Below are 17,024 nucleotides of genomic sequence, written 5' to 3' on the forward strand. Positions count from 1 at the left end.
ACGATGAAGAGAAACCGCAAGTCGGCGCCCACCGGGCCGCAGCAGAAGAAGCAGAAGCAAGCCCAGCTCAATTTCCAGCCCGTGAACCGCGTGATCACCCACCAGACCGATACGGGCAGATCAGACAGCGACACGCCGCCCACGATCTCGCTGACCTCTCCGTCACCGAGCGGTGTCCCCGATTCCTCGGACGATACGATGATCATCGACAACCGGCCGATCACCAAGCCCAAGCAGGCGTCGTCGTTCATGACGACTCCAGGGCCGACGCCGGACCTGGACACGCCGCAGCCCAAGCCCGTCAAAAAGCAGAAAAGGACGCAGGGCACCCTGGCCCGGGACGCCCAGCTCCTCGCCGAGGAAATCAGGTCCGTCTCCGACAAGGGGTCGGAGACCCACGAATACGCGCAACTGCTGGATGAGCTCGTCACGACGGCCGGCCTCCGGGAGATGAAGAAATTCTCGATCAAGCAGCTGACCCTGATGGCGAAGATTCTTCTCAAACGGCCGACGCACGCCATCGAGGACGCCGACCCGAGGATCGAGACGCTCACCGACACGGTCCGCGAATATCTCGTCGCCTCCCGCCCGCCGAGCGCCCCTTACGTACTGCCGGGCAATAAGAAAAAGAACAAGCAGAACGTCCCGACGAAACAGCAGGTCACCGACACATCCGCCTGGCTTGACACGGTGCTGCCCATTCTCCAAAGGGACGGCTTCGATGAAGGCGACAGACTGCAGTGGATGCGACGGAACATCGACAGTCTGCTGACAGCGATCGACCGGGGGACGGCAGACTCCGAATGGGCGGAGCTGCGCGGCTACATATTCCAGATCAACCAGACCCTGGCGGCACGCAGCAGATATCTCCTCAGGGACGTCGAATTACCGATCGTCATCCCGGTCTCCAACAAGGGGAGATCCGTGGACAGCGTCGAGCTGGTGTTCAGCAGGGGGGAGCCGGAGCCGGCACTTTGCTTCTGCGAGTACAAGGCGTACGGCACGGACCAGGATCCCAGCAAGGACCTCACCGAGAGCTTCCAGAAACAGCTCGATGACTACGTCAGCAAGCTTTCCCAGCCGGACCAGCCCTCCCACCTGCGGTACGTCTTCCCGGGCCAGCCACCCGACTGGGTCTTCACCAAGCTCCGCGCCGCCGCGGAGCAACTGGCGGCCGTAGGGAAAAGGGTGTACCTCACAGAGGGATCCAGCACCAGGATCGTCGGAAAAGAGCGGGAGCTCTTCACCAGATCGACGAAGCCGACCAGCACGCTTACGGATGACGCACCCGGGCCGGTGACCACGACCACTCCCGACGACACCACCATCGTCACCAGTACCCCAGCCGTTCGGCCCTTGAAGAAGACCAAGTCGACACCTACCGCTCGCGTCAAAAAGAAAACCCCCAAGAAGAAGAAGCAGCAGCAAGAAATAGCCGGGCAGGGCAACCTGAACCAGTTTCTCTCGCTCACCAAGGTGCACACCCCGGCAACCACGCCCCCGCCGAGCGGGCGGCCTAGCAGCACGTCGAACGTCGGGTCCGAGCACTCGTGACCTGACAGCGCGTCGGCGCGTTCCCAAGGCGGTGACGGGTGACAGCACCGTGCACGACTCCGCCGCCGCCCACCGCCTCGGCCCGGGCGTGGGCGGCGGCGCCGAGGCAGAGCGCGTGTCCGGTGGCGTGCCCGGCTGCCGGGGCTTCGCCGGGATCGGTGTCAGGGTGAGGTCCGAGGCAGGGTGAGGGTCAGGATCGCCCCGCCTCGGGGGGCGTTGGCGGCGGTGAGGGTGCCGCCGTGCAGGCGCGCGTTCTCGGCGGCGATGGCCAGGCCCAGGCCGCTGCCCTCGGTGCGGGTACGGGCGGCGTCGCCTTTGGTGAACCGGTCGAAGACATGAGGCAGAAGGTCGGCGGGGATGCCGGGCCCGTCGTCGGAGACGGTGATGGCGATCTGGTCGACACCGGCGCGGACCTGGATGAGCACCGACACCGCCGGGCCGCCGTGGCGCAGCGCGTTGCCGACGAGGTTGGCGAGGATGACGTCGACGCGGCGCGGGTCGAGGCGGGCGCGCAGGCCCGGGGGAGCGTCGGTGCGCACCCGGCCGTGCCAGTGCCGCAGATCGAGCGTCTTGGCGATGAACTCGCCCAGGTCGACCTCGTCGAGATTCAGTACGGCGGCGCCGGCGTCGAAGCGGGACACCTCGATCAGGTCCTCGACCAGGCGGGTGAGCTTGCGGGTCTCGTCGGAGACCAGCTGTAGCGCCTCGGCGGTCAGCGGTGCGAGGCGGCCCGAGGCGGCGTCGGCGTCGAGGACTTCGGTCACGGCCGCCATGGCCGCCAGCGGCGTACGCAACTCGTGGGAGACATCGGCGGCGAACCGGCGGGCCCGCGCCTCCATGTCGCGCAGCGCGGCCGCGTCGGCCTGGAGCGTGGCCGCCATGGTGTTGAAGGTGCGGCCGAGGTCGGCGAGTTCGTCGTCGCCGGTGACGCTCACGCGGGTGTCCAGGCTGCCTCCCGCCACCCACTCGGCGGCTGCACGCAGCCGCCGTACCGGTCGCAGCAGTCTGCGCGCGGCCAGCAGCGCGGGAACGATGGAGGCCAGGACGACGGGGAGGGCTCCGGCGCGGGCGGCGGCTGCCAGGCTGTCGACGTCCTGCTGCTGGGAGGCCAGGGAGAGGGAGGCGTAGACGACGAGCGGCGGGGGGCCGTGCGGGCGTGCGGCGGCGGTGACCGGAAGGGCCACGGCCAGCCAGGGCGTCCCGGCATGGTGGAAGCGCTGGGCCAGCGCCGTGCGCGCCGTGGCTGCCTGGCCGCGCAGTCGCGGGGGCAGCGGCGGCGCCTGCTCCCCGGCGGCGACGAGCGGGCCGCCGCGATAGGACAGGGCGGTGTGCCAGCCCCGCGTGCCCGCCGCCAGGTCCAGTTGCCGGGCCAGCTTGCGCAGGTCCGCCTCGGCGGGCTCGGCGGGCAGGTCGGGCGTGCGGGAGGTGAGGTGGGCGCGCAGCTCCTTCAGGACGTCGGCCTGGGCGCGCTCCACGATCGCGGTGTGGCCCTGGCGGTAGGTGATCGCGGCGGCGGTCAGCGCGCTGATGGCGGAGACCAGGAGGAACACCAGGACCAGCTGGGCCCTCAGGCCGCGCACGCGGGCGACGCGGATCACAGCGGCCCGAACCGGTAGCCGAAGCCGCGCACGGTCTGGATGTAGCGGGGGGCGCGGGGATCGTCCTCGACCTTGGCTCGCAGCCGCATCACGCACGCGTCGACCAGCCGGTAGTCGCCGTGGAAGGTGTGTTCCCAGACCTGCTCCAGGAGTTGCTGGCGGCTGAAGGTCTGTTCGGGCGCGGCCGTCAGGAACAGCAGCAGCTTCAGCTCCGTCGGCGCCAGCGCGAGTTGCTCGCCGTGCTTGAGCACGCGCAGGGCGACCCGGTCGACGAACAGGTTGCCGTGGGTGGTGCGGGCCTGGTCGGAGGAGTCGGGCTGGGTGGTACGGCGCAGCACCGCGCGCATGCGGGCTTCGATGACCTCGCTGCTGGCCGGCTTGATCACGTAGTCGTCGGCGCCGGCTTCCAGGCCCACGACGACGTCCACGTCATCGTCGCGCGCGGACAGGATCACGATCGGCACCTGGCTGAAGGCGCGGATGCGGCGGCAGGTCTCCAGGCCGCTCATGCCGGGCAGCATGAGGTCGAGCAGGACGATGTCGGGCGCGCTCGCGACGAGCTCGGCCAGTCCCTCCTCGCCGGTCGAGACGAGCAGGGTTTCGTGGCCTCTGTGGCGCAGGCCGAGGCTCACGCCGCGGCGTACGGCCGGATCGTCCTCTATCAGCAGGACGCGGGTCACGAGGAGGCTCCCCGTTCAGCCGGGACCGCCGACCCGTTCTCGTCGCACGTGACCGGCCAGGGACGGTCTCCCATGCCGGGCTCGAACACCTCGATCACGGGGTCGTCGCCGACGTCCGGCGCCTCGGCGGCCGTGCAGACCAGCTGGCTCACCGCCGCCGGGCGCAGGTCACGCACCAGCCACGGCAGACGCAGCTGCACGCGGCCCTTGGCCGTCCTGGCCCGGACCGGTTGTGGCGCCGAGGGCAGTTGCGTGATCAGTCCCCGTGCCCGCTCGGCCGCCGTGGGGCCGTCGAGCAGCGCGTCCATGGCCTGCTGCAACCGTGCCCCGGCCGGTGCCGGCCGGGAGACCGGCCAGGTGCCCTGGGGCGTGACGAAGTACACCCGCAGCGAACTGCCGAGCTCTTCGGTCAGGCCGCCTTGCACCGAGGCTCCCGCGGGGCGCACATCGGTGTCGCCGATTCCACAACCCGCCAGCGTCGCCGCCGCGACCAGGCCGGCCACCACGTGGCGTAAGACCCTCGGCATGTGTCCGTTCCCCCCGTTTCCTGGCGCGATCTGTCCGGTCATGACTGGCTGAGCCTGCTCACGTCGACCGTCCCGGCGCCGGGCTGGGGCCTCGGTATCGCTGCCCACAGCCCCGCTGCCATCACCACCGCGGCGGCCACCGCCGCCCATCCGCGCCGCCCGGTGGCCCAGCCGGTGCGCAGCCGTACCGGATCTTCGACGGTGGCCTTCGAGACTACCGCAGCCACCAGTGACAGCCCGGCCGCGACGATCGTCCATCCCCAGCCGTCCAGCCCGGCCACCGGCCGGGGCAGCAGCAGGTAGACCGGCCAGTGCCACAGGTACAGGCTGTAGGACAGCTCGCCCAGCCGGCGCGGCACGGCGCCGCCGATCAGCCGGCCCGCCAGGCCGTCCGGCGCGTGGGCCAGGAGCGCGATCAGCACGGCGCTGCCCAGGGAGTGCGCGAACATCCCGCCCTGGAACAGGCCGGGGGCCTTTTCCCCGCCGGTCAGCAGCCATGAGGCGGACAGCCCGCACAGCAGCACGGCGCAGCTCACGTCCACGGCGGTGCGTGACAGGCCGGCCACCGCGTCCCGGACGGGTGACGTGGCGGCGGCCGAGCCGAGGAGCAGGGAGAAGGCCCGGGTGTCGGTGCCCTCGTAGGCGCGGGTGGTGTCGACGGCCGCGCCGAGCTTGATCATGAGCAGGAGCGAGACGAGCGCACCGGCCACCGCGACGAGCGCCACCCGCCGGTGCCCGCCGGGGCCTCTCCCCGCCAGCGCCACCGTCAGGGGCCAGACCAGGTAGAACTGCCATTCGACGCCGATGCTCCACAGGTGGGCGAACAGGCGGGTGCCGGAGGCGTTCCAGTAGCCGATCTGCTCGCCGATGAAGTGCCAGTTCACGCTCTGGGCGGCCACCCACGGCGCGTCCTGAAGGGCGTACCTCAGCAGGTCCGGCCTGGCGAACGCCCAGGCCAGCAGCAGTGTCGAGGTGACCATGACGGTCAGCGCGGGCAGCAGCCGGCGGGCCCTGCGCTCCCAGAAGGCCGGCAGGTGGAGACGGCCGCTCCTGCCGAGCTCCTCCAGCAGCAGGCCGGTGATCAGAAAGCCGGACAGGACGAAGAACAGGTCGACGCCCAGGAACCCGCCGCGCAGGTGCCCGGCGTGAAACAGCAGGACCGCGGCGACAGCGAACCCGCGCAGCCCGTCGAGCGCGCCGACATGCGCGCGGCGCGGGGCTGACGTGGTCGGCCCCATCAGCCGCAGCCGAGTTTGGCGAAGCGCTCGTCGCCGGTCCACGGCCCGGTGGCCCACACTCCGGGGGCGGCCGGGCTGAAGCCGGCCAGCTCGCCGAGCCGCTTGGCGAACCAGGTGGCGAAGGCCGCCGATCCCTGCTGGCAGGAGTGGACACCGTCCTTGGCACGCTGGGCCTTGGCGGCGGCGTAGTCGCTGCCCCAGAGCGCGGAGGCATCCAGGTAGCGAACGTGCGCGGCCTTGGCGGCCATCGCCGGAGCGCTCCTGATCGCCTTCTCATGGGGCTTGTAGAACTCGTCGATCTTGAACGGCGGGGCGGACACCAGCACGAGCTCGGCACCGGCGTCCTCGGCCGTTCGGGAGAGCTTCTGGTAGGCCGACAGCTGCTGGCGGGCGGTGCCCCAGTCGTAGGTGGTGATCTGGTAGGCGATCACCGTCGGCCGGAAGGAGGCGAGATTCTCCTTCAGGGTCTTCCAGGTGTCCCTGGCTCCCATGGCCGTCACCTCGTGGTCACCGGCGACGACGTTGCCGCCGCCGTCGGACGTGGCGTTCTTGAACGCCACGCCGGCGGCCTTCAGCGCCGCTTCCAGCGCCGGGGCCTGCGCGCCCGCGATGGAGTCACCCATCCAGAGCACCCTGACGCCGGTCGCGGCCTGCTGGGTCGCCGGGCCGGAGGAGGTGGTGAACGCGCCGCAGCCCGCGAGTGCGAGCCCGGCCGCGACGGCCAGGATCGGGCCGGTGGACCCGTGGTGGAACCGGCGAGAGAGGTTCGTCGATCGCATGGCCAGCAGCGAATCAGATGAGTTCGGAGCTCAGCCGCGTTGTCATCGTTTCATCACACAATGCGGGATGGGCCGTCACGAATGCCGGCGTCGTCAAGCGGTCGGCGAGGCCGACGGCCTCACCCGGTTGCTCATACCGCCGGTGGAACCCAGGGTTGGAGGGTCTCCGGGTCGATCGGCACCGAGATGTGTTCGTGCGTGATCAGCCACTTGCCACGTGAGCGGCGGCAACAGACCGTCGATCGTACCCAGATCGCGCGATCGACCCCGTTCTTCGTCGTTCCGGTGTCCAGGTGGAGCATGTGCGCGAACGCGACTTCTCCGCTCGTCACGATGGCGAGATCGCGCGTTTCCAGGCCGATGGGGCCGTCATATCCGTCGAACCACCGCACAAAGTTGCGGCGCACTTCGTCGGCCCCCGCGAACTGGAGCGGGGGAACGACATCGTAATAAACGATGTCGGGAGAATAGTGCGACATAAGTCGATCGATGTCCTTCAGCCGGCAAGCATCGACTCGACTGTCCAAAAAGGCCAGAAACTCGGAATCATTCGTGGTCATCGCATTCTCCGTTCGAGGAATTCGTGGTGTCAGGCGGCGCGGCCGGCCTTGAGCGAGGCGGCGGTGTCGACGACCCGGCGGGCCTGGTAACGGGCGGCGTCCAGCGACACGTCACCGGGCGCGCCGTCGCCGGTCACGTGGGAGGTGCCGTACGGGTTGCCCGACTGGAACTGGATGGGGTCGGTGTAGCCGGGGGGCACGATGATGCCGCCCCAGTGGTAGAACGTGTTCCCCAGCGCCAGGATGGTGGATTCCTGCCCGCCGTGGGCGGTGTTGGAGGCGGTGAAAGCCGAGTACACCTTGTTGGCGAGCTTGCCCTGGAACCACAGGCTCCCGGTGGTGTCGATGAACGCCCTCAGCTGGCTGGCCGGGTTGCCGAAGCGGGTGGGAGTGCCGAACAGCACCGCGTCGGCCCAGGCCAGGTCGTCGAGGCCGGCCTCGGCCACGTCGGCGGTGTCCTGAAGGTGCCGGCCCCAGGCCGGATTGGCGCTGATCGCCGCCGGCGGAGCCGTTTCGGCGACTTTTCGCAGCCGCACGTGAGCGCCGGCCTTTTCCGCACCCTCGGCGGCGGCTCGCGCCAGGGCGTGCACGGTGCCTGTGGCGCTGTAGTAAATGATCGCGACATTGACGGGTTCCATGGTCGGTTTCCTTTCACACATGCTGTCTCAGCAGTACGACGACAGAGCCGTACGAAATGTCAGGCGGCCGAAATGGGCCGGTGCCGAGTCTCGGGGAACCGCGCGTCAGGCCGTCCACGGCCGGAGTTTGTTGGGATTGCGCACGGCCCACAGGTGCTTGATCCGATCGCCTGTGACGTCGAACGCCATGACCGCCACCGTCTCGCCGTCCTGCTGGGCCACCAGGCCGGGCTGGCCGTTGACCGTACGCTCCAGGATCACGAGGCCGGGTGCCAGGTTGGCGATCTCGACCAGGTAGCGCGCGATCGGCTCGCCGCCCTCCATCGGGCGGAGCATGGCGCTGGCCAGGCCGCCGCCGTCGGCGATCCCCCTGGCGTCGGGGGCGAGCAGGCCCACGAGGGCGTCGATGTCCTTGGTTTCCCAGGCCCGCTTGAAATCCCTGACGATGTCGGCCTGCCGGGCCTCCGGCGTCACGGACGTATGCGACTCGCGGATGCGGCGGCGGGCCGAGGAGGCGAGCTGGCGGCAGGCCGCCGGGGTACGGCCGACGACCTCGGCCACTTCCGCGAAGGAGTAGCGGAAGACGTCGTGCAGGACGAACGCGACGCGCTCGGCCGGGGTCATCGCTTCGAGCACGACGAGGAACGCCATGGTGACGGACTCGTCGAGGGTGATCCGGTCCGCTGGGTCGCCCGGGCGCGCGCTGATCCACTCCGTACGGTCGGGCAGCGGCTCCGGAACCCATTCGCCCACATAGCTTTCCCGGCGGACCCGGGCCGAGCCGAGCAGGTCCAGGCAGATGCGGCCGGCGACCTTGGTCAGCCAGGCGCCGGGGCTCTCGATGTCCTGCTGCTGTTGCCGGGTCATGGCGTACCAGCGGGTGTAGGTCTCCTGCACGACGTCCTCGGCGTCGGCCAGGGAGCCGAGCAGCCGGTAGGCGAGATTGATCAGCTGACGCCGCTCGCTCATGATCGCGTTCAGGCTCGGATCGAGCCGGTCGTCTCCTGGCTCGGATCGGGTGGTCATGATGTGCCGTCTTTCCTTGTCTCAACCGCTCTCACCACTACGACGAGACACCGCCGTGGAATGTCAGGCCGGCGCCTCGCCTGACATTCCACGGCGCGTTGTCGTCGTAGTGCTGAAGGCGAACACCAACCAGCCAACAGGAACGCTCCAGCGCCCCCACGACCGGCATCCGGCTCTGCTCCTCACCGGGCGCCCGGAGCCACCGAAGGGCCGGCCACCCCTTTCCCTCCAGGAGTAACCGAAGCATGTCAACCACCACCAGGCTCAGCGAGCTGACCGGCGATTACGTCCTCGACACCGACCGCACGCGAATCGGGTTCGTCGCCCGGCACACGATGGCCACCAGAGTGCGCGGGGAGTTCGGCGAGTTCGAGGGCGGCGCGTACCTCGACGGCGACGACCCGTCGAAGTCCCGCGTCCGGCTCACCATCCAGGCCGGGAGCATCCGGACCCGCAATGCGCAGCGTGACGACTACCTGCGCCGCACGTTCTTGCACGTGGACGACCACCCGGCCCTGACCTTCACCTCGACCGGGGTGAAGCAGACCGGTGGCACCAGCTTCGAGGTCACCGGTGCCCTGACCATCCGAGGCGTGAGCAAGCTCGTGACCGTGGACGTGGAGCTGGCCGGCGTCGAGGACGACCATGGGGTTCGCTTCAAGGGCGGCCTCACGGTCAACCGCAACGACTGGGGCGTCAACTGGAACGCCGCGACCACGATCATGGTCAGCCCGACGGTGACGCTGGAGCTCGACGTCACCGCGATCCGCTGGGCGCACAGCGTCAGGTAGTGCCTGTCGTGCGAGCCGAGACCGAGGCACGTCTCCAGCGGCTCCTGCTTCAGCAGATCGAGGACAGCGGAGATGTGGCGGGCGTGAGTCGCGCCCGACACTCAGTGCCTTGGACTCCGTCCGCGCCTTCGCCGACGGGTTGCTCTCCGACTGCGCGCGGCTGGACGTGCTTGGCAACAACGCCGGCGTGATGGCGCCACCCCGGACGGCAGCCCGGCGCACCACCATGCTTTACGCTACATATAATGAATATATTATGCGTAAAACGACTATAGGAGGAACGCCTTGAGGCTTGTGATCTTCGGGGCCAATGGCCCGACAGGGCGGCTCGCCACCGCCCAGGCGCTCGCCGAGGGCCACATCGTCACCGCGGTCACCCGGCATCCGGAGGCGTTCCCGCTCAGTGATCCCGCGCTGGACGTCGCCAAGGCGGACGCCTTGGACCCAGAGGCGGTGGACCTGGTGGTGGCCGGGCAGGAGGCGGTGATCTCGACGCTCGGCGTCCCGTACGGCTCCGAGGTCCCCACCCCGTTCTCCCGGTCCGCCAGGAACATCGTCGCGGCCATGGCCGCGCACGGCGTCCGGCGCCTGGTCTGCGTGACCTCGACCGGCGTGCCGATGAAACCCCCGCCCGGCGAGACCCTCGTCTACCGCAAGGTGATCGTGCCCATGCTCCTCAGAATGGGGCGCCCCCTGTACGAGGACGCCGCCCGTATGGAAGAGCTCGTGGCCCGAACCGACCTCGACTGGACCGTCGTCCGCCCCTCCGGCCTGTTCGACGGCGACGCGGTCACCGGCTACACCGTCGGCCCGCCGCAGATGGTCGGCCGGTTCACCTCACGCCGCGACCTGGCCGACGCGCTCATCCGCGAGGCCGTCGAGGACCGCAACGTCCGCTCCATCGTCGAGGTCATCACCACCGAGGGCACGCCGAGCGTCTACCGCGTCTTCCTGAAGGAAGCACTCCGCATCGGCAACGGCAGCGCTTGATCGTGACCCACGGGGAGGACGCGTCGGTCGTCTACGAGGGGTGGCACCGGAATACGAGCGAAATGTGCCACCTGGCCCACGGCCGGGGCGTATTGCCATGCGGGGGAAAGCTGATACGTCAGAAAGGGCAACAACCCGATCTTGGACTCGCTGCCCGGCAGGCGATGCCCTCACGCTGGCGCTCCAGGATCAGGGCCCGCTCGAGCTCGGCGGATGCGCCCATCACCGACAGCAGCAAGGTGGCCGTCGGGGAGTCTTCGCCGGTGAACGCGGGGTTCCCCTTCGCACACCTCACCCGAACGCCCTTTGCCGGTCAGTATCCGCACTGGGCGTAACAGGTCATCGAGGTTTCTGGCGAGCCGGTCCCTGGAGTGCACGATCACGGTGTCCGGGTTGATACTGACTGGAATCCGGAACAGTGGTTATCGCTGAGAACGGTCTTGGTCGTGTGTCGGCGAGTGCGGTTCTGCGTACTCGGCGTGAGCCTGTTCCACTGCGTCTGGGTGGGCCTGGGTCTTGTCGTGCTCGGCCAGGGCCCGGTAGGCGCTGGCGAGCGAGGGGTGCGGCCGTGGCGTTTGCCGGTGGGGATGATCAGATCCTTGCGGATGTCTTCGACGCGTTCTCCGGCTGCGCGGCGGCGTAGGAGGGCGTGGAGCATGTCGTCGGTGATGACGGCGGAGCGACCGCCGTGGTTGCCCTTGCGAGCGGCGGCGTTGGCCGCGGCGCTTGGACACCAGGGCCTGGAGTTCGCGCGGCCACGGTCACCTCCGTGCCCAGCGCGCTAAGCACGGAGACCCTGCAGACGCCGGGTGCGAAGTCGATGAGCAGATCCTCGATCGGGCCCTGAATTGGTCCTCAATTGGCTTGCAGGATCGGACCTTATCGAGTGTACCGATTCCTGCCAGGCTGAGTGGCATGACAACGACAGCAGCCCGCTTCGACGGCCAGGTACTCACGCCTGGCGACGCCGGCTACGACACCGCCCGTACCGTCTGGAACGCCATGATCGACCGGCGTCCACGCATGATCGTCCGCGCGGCGGGCGTTGCCGACGTGGTCGCCGCCGTGCGGATGGCCCGCGAACTGGACCTCGAGATCGGCGTGCGCTGCGGTGGCCACAACGCCGCCGGGTTCGCCGTGCCTGACGATGGTCTCATGATCGATCTGACGCCCATGGGCGGCGTGCGGGTCGACCCGGTCCGTCGCCGGGCCCGGGTGCAGGGCGGGGCGCTGCTCGGCGCGCTGGACCGGGCGTCCCAGGTGTACGGCCTGGCCACCACCGCCGGCAACGTCTCACACACCGGGGTCGGCGGGCTCACGCTCGGCGGCGGCATGGGCTGGCTGGCCCGCCAGCACGGCCTGGCCTGCGACAACGTCGTCTCCTACACGGTGGTCACCGCCGAGGGGGACGTGGTGACCGCGAGCCGTACCGAAAACCCCGACCTGTTCTGGGGCCTGCGCGGCGGTGGTGGCAACTTCGGCATCGTCACCGAGTTCGAGTTCCGGTTGCATCACACCGGCACGCGGACGCTGGTCGCCGAGTTCGACTTCCGCGCCGAGGACGCCGTCCCGGTCATCGAGGGCTGGCGCGACCTGAACGCCGTCGCGCCCCGGCAGGCGACGTTCACCGCCAGTGTCGCCAGCGCTCCCTCCGGCCCGATCGCCACGCTGGGGTTCGTGTGGGTCGGCGACCCGGCCGAGGGCCGCCGGCTGCTGCCCGCGCTGCGGGCGCTCGGGCGTCCTGTTGCCTCCCGCGTCACCACACCGTCGTACCTCGAACTTCAGCAACGCGAGGACTCCACCGGCGGCCACGCATACCGCCGCTACGCCAAGGGGCACTACCTGCGGAGCTTTCCCACCGCGGCGATCGAGGCGTTATTGCTGCGCGGCGGCTCCGACCTGAGCGCGAGCCCGGACCTGCCGGGCGTCGGCCTGCAGGCGCACGGCGGCGCGATCGCCGATGTCCCGGAGGCGGACGCGGCGTTCAGCCATCGCGGCACGATGTTCGAGTTCGGTGCCGGTGCCCGCTGGAGCGACCCGGCCGAGGACGATGCCAGGATGGGTGCCGCCCGCGCGGCCGGTGCCTCGCTTGAGCCGTACGCCAGCGGGATCTACGTCAACTCGTTGACGGCCGACGAACTGGCGGATGGGCAGCGCGGCGTGCGGCGGGCGTACTCGGCCGCGAAGCTGGCCCGGCTGACCGCGGTGAAGACCGCCTACGACCCGGCGAACGTGTTCCACCTGAACCAGAACATCCGTCCGGCCCAGTGACAGGCACGGCGACAGGTACGGTGACGGGCCACGTCAGGATCCCCGTACCTCCTGGATGGCCGTCGCCAGCAGCGCGACCCCCTCGGCGATGGCGCTCTCGCTGAGGATGGCGTAGCCGAAGATCAGGCCACCGGGCCCGGCGCCGGCGATCCGGAACGGCCCGACGCCCTGGATGCCGAGCCCGTGCCGGGCGGCTGCCGCCACCACCGCCGCCTCCTCAAGGTCGGGCGGGAGCCAGGCGACCACGTGCTGCCCGGCGGCGATCCCGGCCGGTCGCAGATCCGGCAGATGGGTGCGCAGCGCGTCCAGCAGCGCGTCGCGGCGGCGCCGGTACACCGGACGCATCCGGCGCAGGTGACGGTCGAACTCGCCGCGGCCGAGAAAGTCGGCGAACGTCAGCTGGTCGATGACCGACGAACCGCGGTCGGCGAGCAGCTTTGCCGCGGCGACGCCGTCGACCAACTGGGCAGGCACGACCATCCAGCCGAGCCGCAACCCCGGCGCGAGCGTCTTGCTGGCCGTACCGCAGTAGACGACGTGATCGGGCGCCAGGCCCTGCATGGCGCCCACCGGAGACCGGTCGTAGCGGTACTCCGCGTCGTAGTCGTCCTCGACCACGATCGCGCCGCGGCGCCTCGCCCAGCGGATCACCTCGGCCCTGGCCGCCGCCGACAGCACCCCGCCGGTCGGCCACTGGTGCGACGGCGTGAGGACCAGCGCGTCGGCGTCGGCCAGGTCGAGGGCGTCGACCTGAACGCCGTCCGGACCCACCGGGATGCCGACCACGTCCAGTCCCGCGGCCCCGGCCAGCACCCGGGCATCGTCGTCGGACGACGGGTCCTCCAGGGCAATCCGCCTGGCGCCGCGCCGCGCGAGCACCTGGATCAGCAGCGAGATGCCCTGCCCGTAGCCGTTGCAGATGACCACGTTGCCGGGGACGGCCAGCGTGCCGCGTACCCGGTTGAGGTAGTCGCACAGGGCCTGGCGCAGTTCCGGCACGCCGCGCCCGTCGAGGTAGGCGAACCGGTCGTTGGGTGTGGTAGTGAGCACGGTACGAACCGAGCGCAGCCAGGCGGCCCGCGGGAACTGCGACACGTCGGTGCGCCCGTATCCGAAGTCGACCCCGAAACCGACGCTGGAGCCGACGCTGCGGGCGGCCGACTGCGCCGTCGAAGCCGCCATCGAAGCCGCCATCGAAGCCGCGGAGCCCGCGCCGGCGGCGGCCGGCGGCATCGACGCGGCGACCTGGGTGTAACCGCCCGATCGGCTGGCAAGGTAGCCCTCGGCCACGAGCTGCTGGTAGGCCTCCACGACCACCCCGCGGGAAACCCCGAGCCCGGCCGCGAGGGTACGGGTGGGCGGCAGCGACGCACCCGCTCGCAACCGACCGGCCCGGATGCTCGCGCGGATGGACGCCTCGATCTGCCGGTGCAGTGACACCCCGGCGTCGCGGTCCAGTTCGATGAGCAAGTCCTCGGCCAGCCCGGAATTGGTCCTCAATCGCCCCACAGGAGCGGACCTTACCGACGTGTACCAATTCCTGCCAAGCTGAGCGACCTGCCGAGTCTCTCGGTGGCGAACCATCCAGATGAGCTCCTGGCCGGGGGCACGGGGACTGGGGCCATCTCTCTTCGACGAGTCACCAACCGCGAGCAGATCGTAGGAGGCGACGAATGAACGACGTTGAGCCGCAGACCGCAGGCGGGAAGGTGCTTTGGTACCTCACGATGTCCCTGGACGGCTTCGTGGCAGTGCGGCAAGGCGGTCATCAAAACGGCTCGCCCAGTTGGACGCCTCGAGGGCGATGCGGCGAGCCGAGTACTTACCAGTGCGGCCGCCTGCTCGATCTGGCCTGCCGTGATCGCCGATTGCGCGGCGAGCGTCATCCGCCGGGCCCGCTCGGTACGGCCGGGGCTGAGTCGGGCGGCCTGCTCATAGGCGGGGATGGCCACTGCGGGCGCCCCGCGCTCTCGCGCGTTCTCGGCGGCGCGCTCCAACTCGATCGCGATGCTCTCGTCGGGCGCCGCGGCGGCTGCGGCGAGATGCCAGGCCCTCCGGTCCCCGTCCACCACGGCTGCGAGCGCCTCGTGTACGGCGATGCCGAACGCCAGCGCCACGGCCGGCAGCCACTGCCAGCCGCTGCGAACCAATTCCTTGAGCCTGTAGACGAACGGCAGGATCGCCGCGAGGCACAGCACGACACTGACCGGGTCGAGCTTGCCGGCCCGCGCCGCGCGCCGACCGGGAAGCAGGAACGGGCCGGACACCAGCAGCAGCACCATCCCCGGCACGGCCACCAGGAACACCGAACCCCACCAGAAGTACTCCAGCAGCAGGCCACCCACCAGCGGGCCGAGCGTCAGCCCGCCCATGAAGCAGGTCAGGTAGATGGCCAGGGCGCGGCTGCGTTGCCTCTGGTCGCTGAACATGCCGGTGACCAGGGCCAGCACCGACGGCATCACCGCGGCACCGGCCACGCCGAGCAGTGCACGGCTGGCGATGAGCATCTGCGCACTGGTGGGGAACGCGGCGGCCACCGAGGCGATGCCGAACACGGCGCCGCCGATGAGCTGGAGTTTCTTGCGGCGTCCTCACCCGGCCGGATGCGGGCACATACGTTTGAGCGCGTCCGCGACTCGCGGCGCCACCACTGATCCAGGCAGACGTGTGAGGTCCGGTGGAAGGTTGGTGTGTATTCCTGCTAGAACCGAGTCTCTTGGGGCGTATCGGCGGTAAGGGGCGTCTCGTCGGAGACGCTGAGACTGACTTCTCGCCAGGCCTCGTCGCCGGCGGCGAGTTCCTGTGCCGCCTGCCGCGCCAACGGCACCGCATCGGTCCCGAGCAGCAGGCGCAGCGGGGCATCATCGCGGCCGGCGATGTCCCGGACCACCTGGGCGACACGGCGCGCGCTGGTCGCCTCGTGACCGGACGCGGCGCGCACCTGCTCGGCGAACACCCCGATGGTCGGCCGGTACGGCGCGCTGGGCTGCGGAATCGTCATCGACGAGCCCGCCCAGTCGGTACGCATGCCGCCCGGCTCCAGAACAGTGACCTTCACTCCGAACGGGGCAAGCTCATGGGCAAGGCTGCTGGAGAATCCCGTTACGGCCCACTTCGCCGCCTGGTAGGCGGTCAGACCGGGGGCGGAGAAGCGGGCACTGAGCGACGAGACCTGGATGAGATGACCATGGCCCTGCTCGCGCAGGATCGGCACGACCGCCTTGGAAACGTTGACGACGCCGTAGAAGGTGGTCTCGACCTGCGCCCGGAACGAGTCGATCGTCGTGTCCTCGAACGAGCCCAGGTCGCTGTAGCCGGCGCTGTTGACGGCGACATCGATGCGACCGAACCTCTCCACAGCCTGAGCGACCGCGCGCACGGCCGCGGCATGATCGCTCACGTCCAGCCGCAGCGCAAGGACCCTATCGCCGTAGGTCTCAAGAAGATCATGCAACCGCTCCGGGTCACGCGCCGTCGCCGCCACGCGATCACCCGCTTCGAGTGCGACCTCGACGAACGCGCGACCCAGACCGCGCGAGCTTCCTGTCACGAACCACACCTTGGACATGGATACTCCTAGCTATTGATCGACTCGCATGACAAGCCCGGTACTCCGGTGGACAGGCCCACACTTGTGCTCGGCATCGATACCGGTGATGCTCCTGATCGCGTTCATGGTCCAAGGACGGGCAGCGTGGTGGACAGGGCTGATATGGATCCGGTGTGAGGTGACGGCGCTGGTCACCGGCTGGCACCTGAGTTCACCCGGTAGCGCAGGTGCGTGACACCGGGCGCGTCGAGCACCCGGGTCAACTCGAGCTCGATGCGGTCGGCGCCGAACAGCCGCCGCCCGTCACCGAGTACGACAGGGATCAGGTGGATCTCCAGCTCGTCGAGCAGGCCCTCGCGCAGCAACGACTGGGCGAGTCCGGCACCGTGCACCATCACATCCTTCTCGCCGGCGGCCGCCTTGGCCTCGCGCATCGCCGTTGCGACGTCGGGCACGTAATGAACCCAGCCGCTCTGCGGCGCCGGCGGGACGCCACGCGTGGGTACGAAGATCGGCACACCGTGGTGGTCACCGTGCCAGTGGCCGGCGTAGTCGAACGTCTTGCGGCCCACCACGACCGCACCCGTGGCCATCGACTCGCCGAACACCTGCCCGCTCAGCCCCGGCGGGTCGAAGTACGGCGGCTCGGAGACGGGCTCGCCGAGCCACTCGTGCAGCCGAAGGCCGCCGATCCCGAGCCCGTTGCCCGGGCCGTCGCCCGGACCGGTGATGAATCCATCGAGCGACATCGACATGTACAGCACGGACTTCGCCATTGGTTTCCTTCCTTACCAGCGCAGGGCGAGCGCACCTGGCCTGCCC

15 protein-coding genes and 2 pseudogenes are annotated in these 17,024 nt (G+C 69.8%); 4 read left to right on the forward strand and 13 right to left on the reverse strand.

Annotated elements, in window-relative coordinates; genetic code table 11:
- Positions 1 to 3 precede the first annotated feature (3 nt).
- Positions 4 to 1,554 (forward strand): hypothetical protein, encoded by a 1,551-nt coding sequence (locus ACFKCF_RS32145; protein ID WP_394499010.1) that lies wholly within the window; start codon positions 4 to 6, stop codon positions 1,552 to 1,554.
- Positions 1,555 to 1,715: 161 nt separating this feature from the next.
- Here ACFKCF_RS32145 and ACFKCF_RS32150 read toward each other — a convergent pair whose 3' ends face one another.
- From ACFKCF_RS32150 to sigJ, 8 genes are all read right to left on the reverse strand, one after another.
- Positions 1,716 to 3,134 (reverse strand): ATP-binding protein, encoded by a 1,419-nt coding sequence (locus ACFKCF_RS32150; RefSeq protein ID WP_394499011.1) that lies wholly within the window; start codon positions 3,132 to 3,134, stop codon positions 1,716 to 1,718.
- A 14-nt stretch (positions 3,135 to 3,148) separates the two neighbouring features.
- Positions 3,149 to 3,832 (reverse strand): response regulator transcription factor, encoded by a 684-nt coding sequence (locus ACFKCF_RS32155; RefSeq protein WP_394499012.1) that lies wholly within the window; start codon positions 3,830 to 3,832, stop codon positions 3,149 to 3,151.
- A complete protein-coding gene (locus tag ACFKCF_RS32160; RefSeq protein ID WP_394499013.1) occupies positions 3,829 to 4,359 on the reverse strand; it encodes a hypothetical protein in 531 nt (176 codons plus the stop codon). The genes ACFKCF_RS32155 and ACFKCF_RS32160 overlap by 4 nt, the downstream gene beginning before the upstream one ends.
- Before the next feature lie 38 nt (positions 4,360 to 4,397).
- On the reverse strand, positions 4,398 to 5,597 hold the full coding sequence (locus tag ACFKCF_RS32165; RefSeq protein WP_394499014.1) for an acyltransferase family protein: 1,200 nt from the start codon (positions 5,595 to 5,597) through the stop codon (positions 4,398 to 4,400).
- Positions 5,597 to 6,376 carry an SGNH hydrolase domain-containing protein gene (locus ACFKCF_RS32170; protein WP_394499015.1) on the reverse strand — a complete coding sequence of 260 codons (780 nt, stop codon included), beginning with the start codon at positions 6,374 to 6,376 and terminating at the stop codon, positions 5,597 to 5,599. Before ACFKCF_RS32170 ends, ACFKCF_RS32165 begins: the two co-directional genes overlap by 1 nt.
- 131 nt (positions 6,377 to 6,507) lie before the next feature.
- On the reverse strand, positions 6,508 to 6,936 hold the full coding sequence (locus tag ACFKCF_RS32175; protein WP_394499016.1) for a YybH family protein: 429 nt from the start codon (positions 6,934 to 6,936) through the stop codon (positions 6,508 to 6,510).
- A 29-nt stretch (positions 6,937 to 6,965) separates the two neighbouring features.
- Positions 6,966 to 7,574: an NAD(P)H:quinone oxidoreductase gene (gene wrbA / locus ACFKCF_RS32180; RefSeq protein WP_394499017.1), complete on the reverse strand. Its 609-nt coding sequence runs from the start codon at positions 7,572 to 7,574 to the stop codon at positions 6,966 to 6,968.
- A 105-nt stretch (positions 7,575 to 7,679) separates the two neighbouring features.
- Complete coding sequence (sigJ, locus tag ACFKCF_RS32185) at positions 7,680 to 8,600, reverse strand: RNA polymerase sigma factor SigJ (RefSeq protein ID WP_394499018.1); 921 nt, start codon at positions 8,598 to 8,600, stop codon at positions 7,680 to 7,682.
- Positions 8,601 to 8,845: 245 nt separating this feature from the next.
- Here sigJ and ACFKCF_RS32190 point away from each other — a divergent pair, with 245 nt between their 5' ends.
- Positions 8,846 to 9,391 (forward strand): YceI family protein, encoded by a 546-nt coding sequence (locus ACFKCF_RS32190; protein WP_394499019.1) that lies wholly within the window; start codon positions 8,846 to 8,848, stop codon positions 9,389 to 9,391.
- Positions 9,392 to 9,685: 294 nt separating this feature from the next.
- The gene (locus tag ACFKCF_RS32195) at positions 9,686 to 10,381 is read left to right on the forward strand and encodes an NAD(P)-dependent oxidoreductase (protein WP_394499100.1); all 696 of its coding nucleotides are present in this window, start codon (positions 9,686 to 9,688) and stop codon (positions 10,379 to 10,381) included.
- Between the two features lie 160 nt (positions 10,382 to 10,541).
- On the opposite strand, the pseudogene ACFKCF_RS32200 reads toward ACFKCF_RS32195, so the two are convergent.
- A pseudogene (locus ACFKCF_RS32200) lies at positions 10,542 to 10,770 on the reverse strand (recombinase family protein); the annotation flags it as partial.
- A gap of 526 nt (positions 10,771 to 11,296) precedes the next feature.
- Here ACFKCF_RS32200 and ACFKCF_RS32205 point away from each other — a divergent pair.
- Complete coding sequence (locus ACFKCF_RS32205) at positions 11,297 to 12,652, forward strand: FAD-binding oxidoreductase (RefSeq protein ID WP_394499020.1); 1,356 nt, start codon at positions 11,297 to 11,299, stop codon at positions 12,650 to 12,652.
- Between the two features lie 33 nt (positions 12,653 to 12,685).
- Here the strand turns inward: ACFKCF_RS32205 and ACFKCF_RS32210 are convergent, their stop codons facing one another.
- The 4 genes and pseudogenes from ACFKCF_RS32210 to ACFKCF_RS32225 form a co-directional block, all read right to left on the reverse strand.
- On the reverse strand, positions 12,686 to 14,161 hold the full coding sequence (locus ACFKCF_RS32210; RefSeq protein ID WP_394499021.1) for a PLP-dependent aminotransferase family protein: 1,476 nt from the start codon (positions 14,159 to 14,161) through the stop codon (positions 12,686 to 12,688).
- 11 nt (positions 14,162 to 14,172) lie between these two features.
- A pseudogene (locus ACFKCF_RS32215) lies at positions 14,173 to 15,231 on the reverse strand (MFS transporter); the annotation flags it as partial.
- A gap of 122 nt (positions 15,232 to 15,353) precedes the next feature.
- On the reverse strand, positions 15,354 to 16,220 hold the full coding sequence (locus ACFKCF_RS32220; RefSeq protein WP_394499022.1) for an SDR family NAD(P)-dependent oxidoreductase: 867 nt from the start codon (positions 16,218 to 16,220) through the stop codon (positions 15,354 to 15,356).
- Between the two features lie 173 nt (positions 16,221 to 16,393).
- Positions 16,394 to 16,978, reverse strand: coding sequence for a dihydrofolate reductase family protein (locus ACFKCF_RS32225; RefSeq protein ID WP_394499023.1), 585 nt, complete (start codon positions 16,976 to 16,978; stop codon positions 16,394 to 16,396).
- Positions 16,979 to 17,024 lie beyond the last annotated feature (46 nt).

This window comes from Nonomuraea sp. JJY05 (assembly GCF_043496855.1).
Taxonomy (GTDB): Bacteria; Actinomycetota; Actinomycetes; order Streptosporangiales; family Streptosporangiaceae; genus Nonomuraea.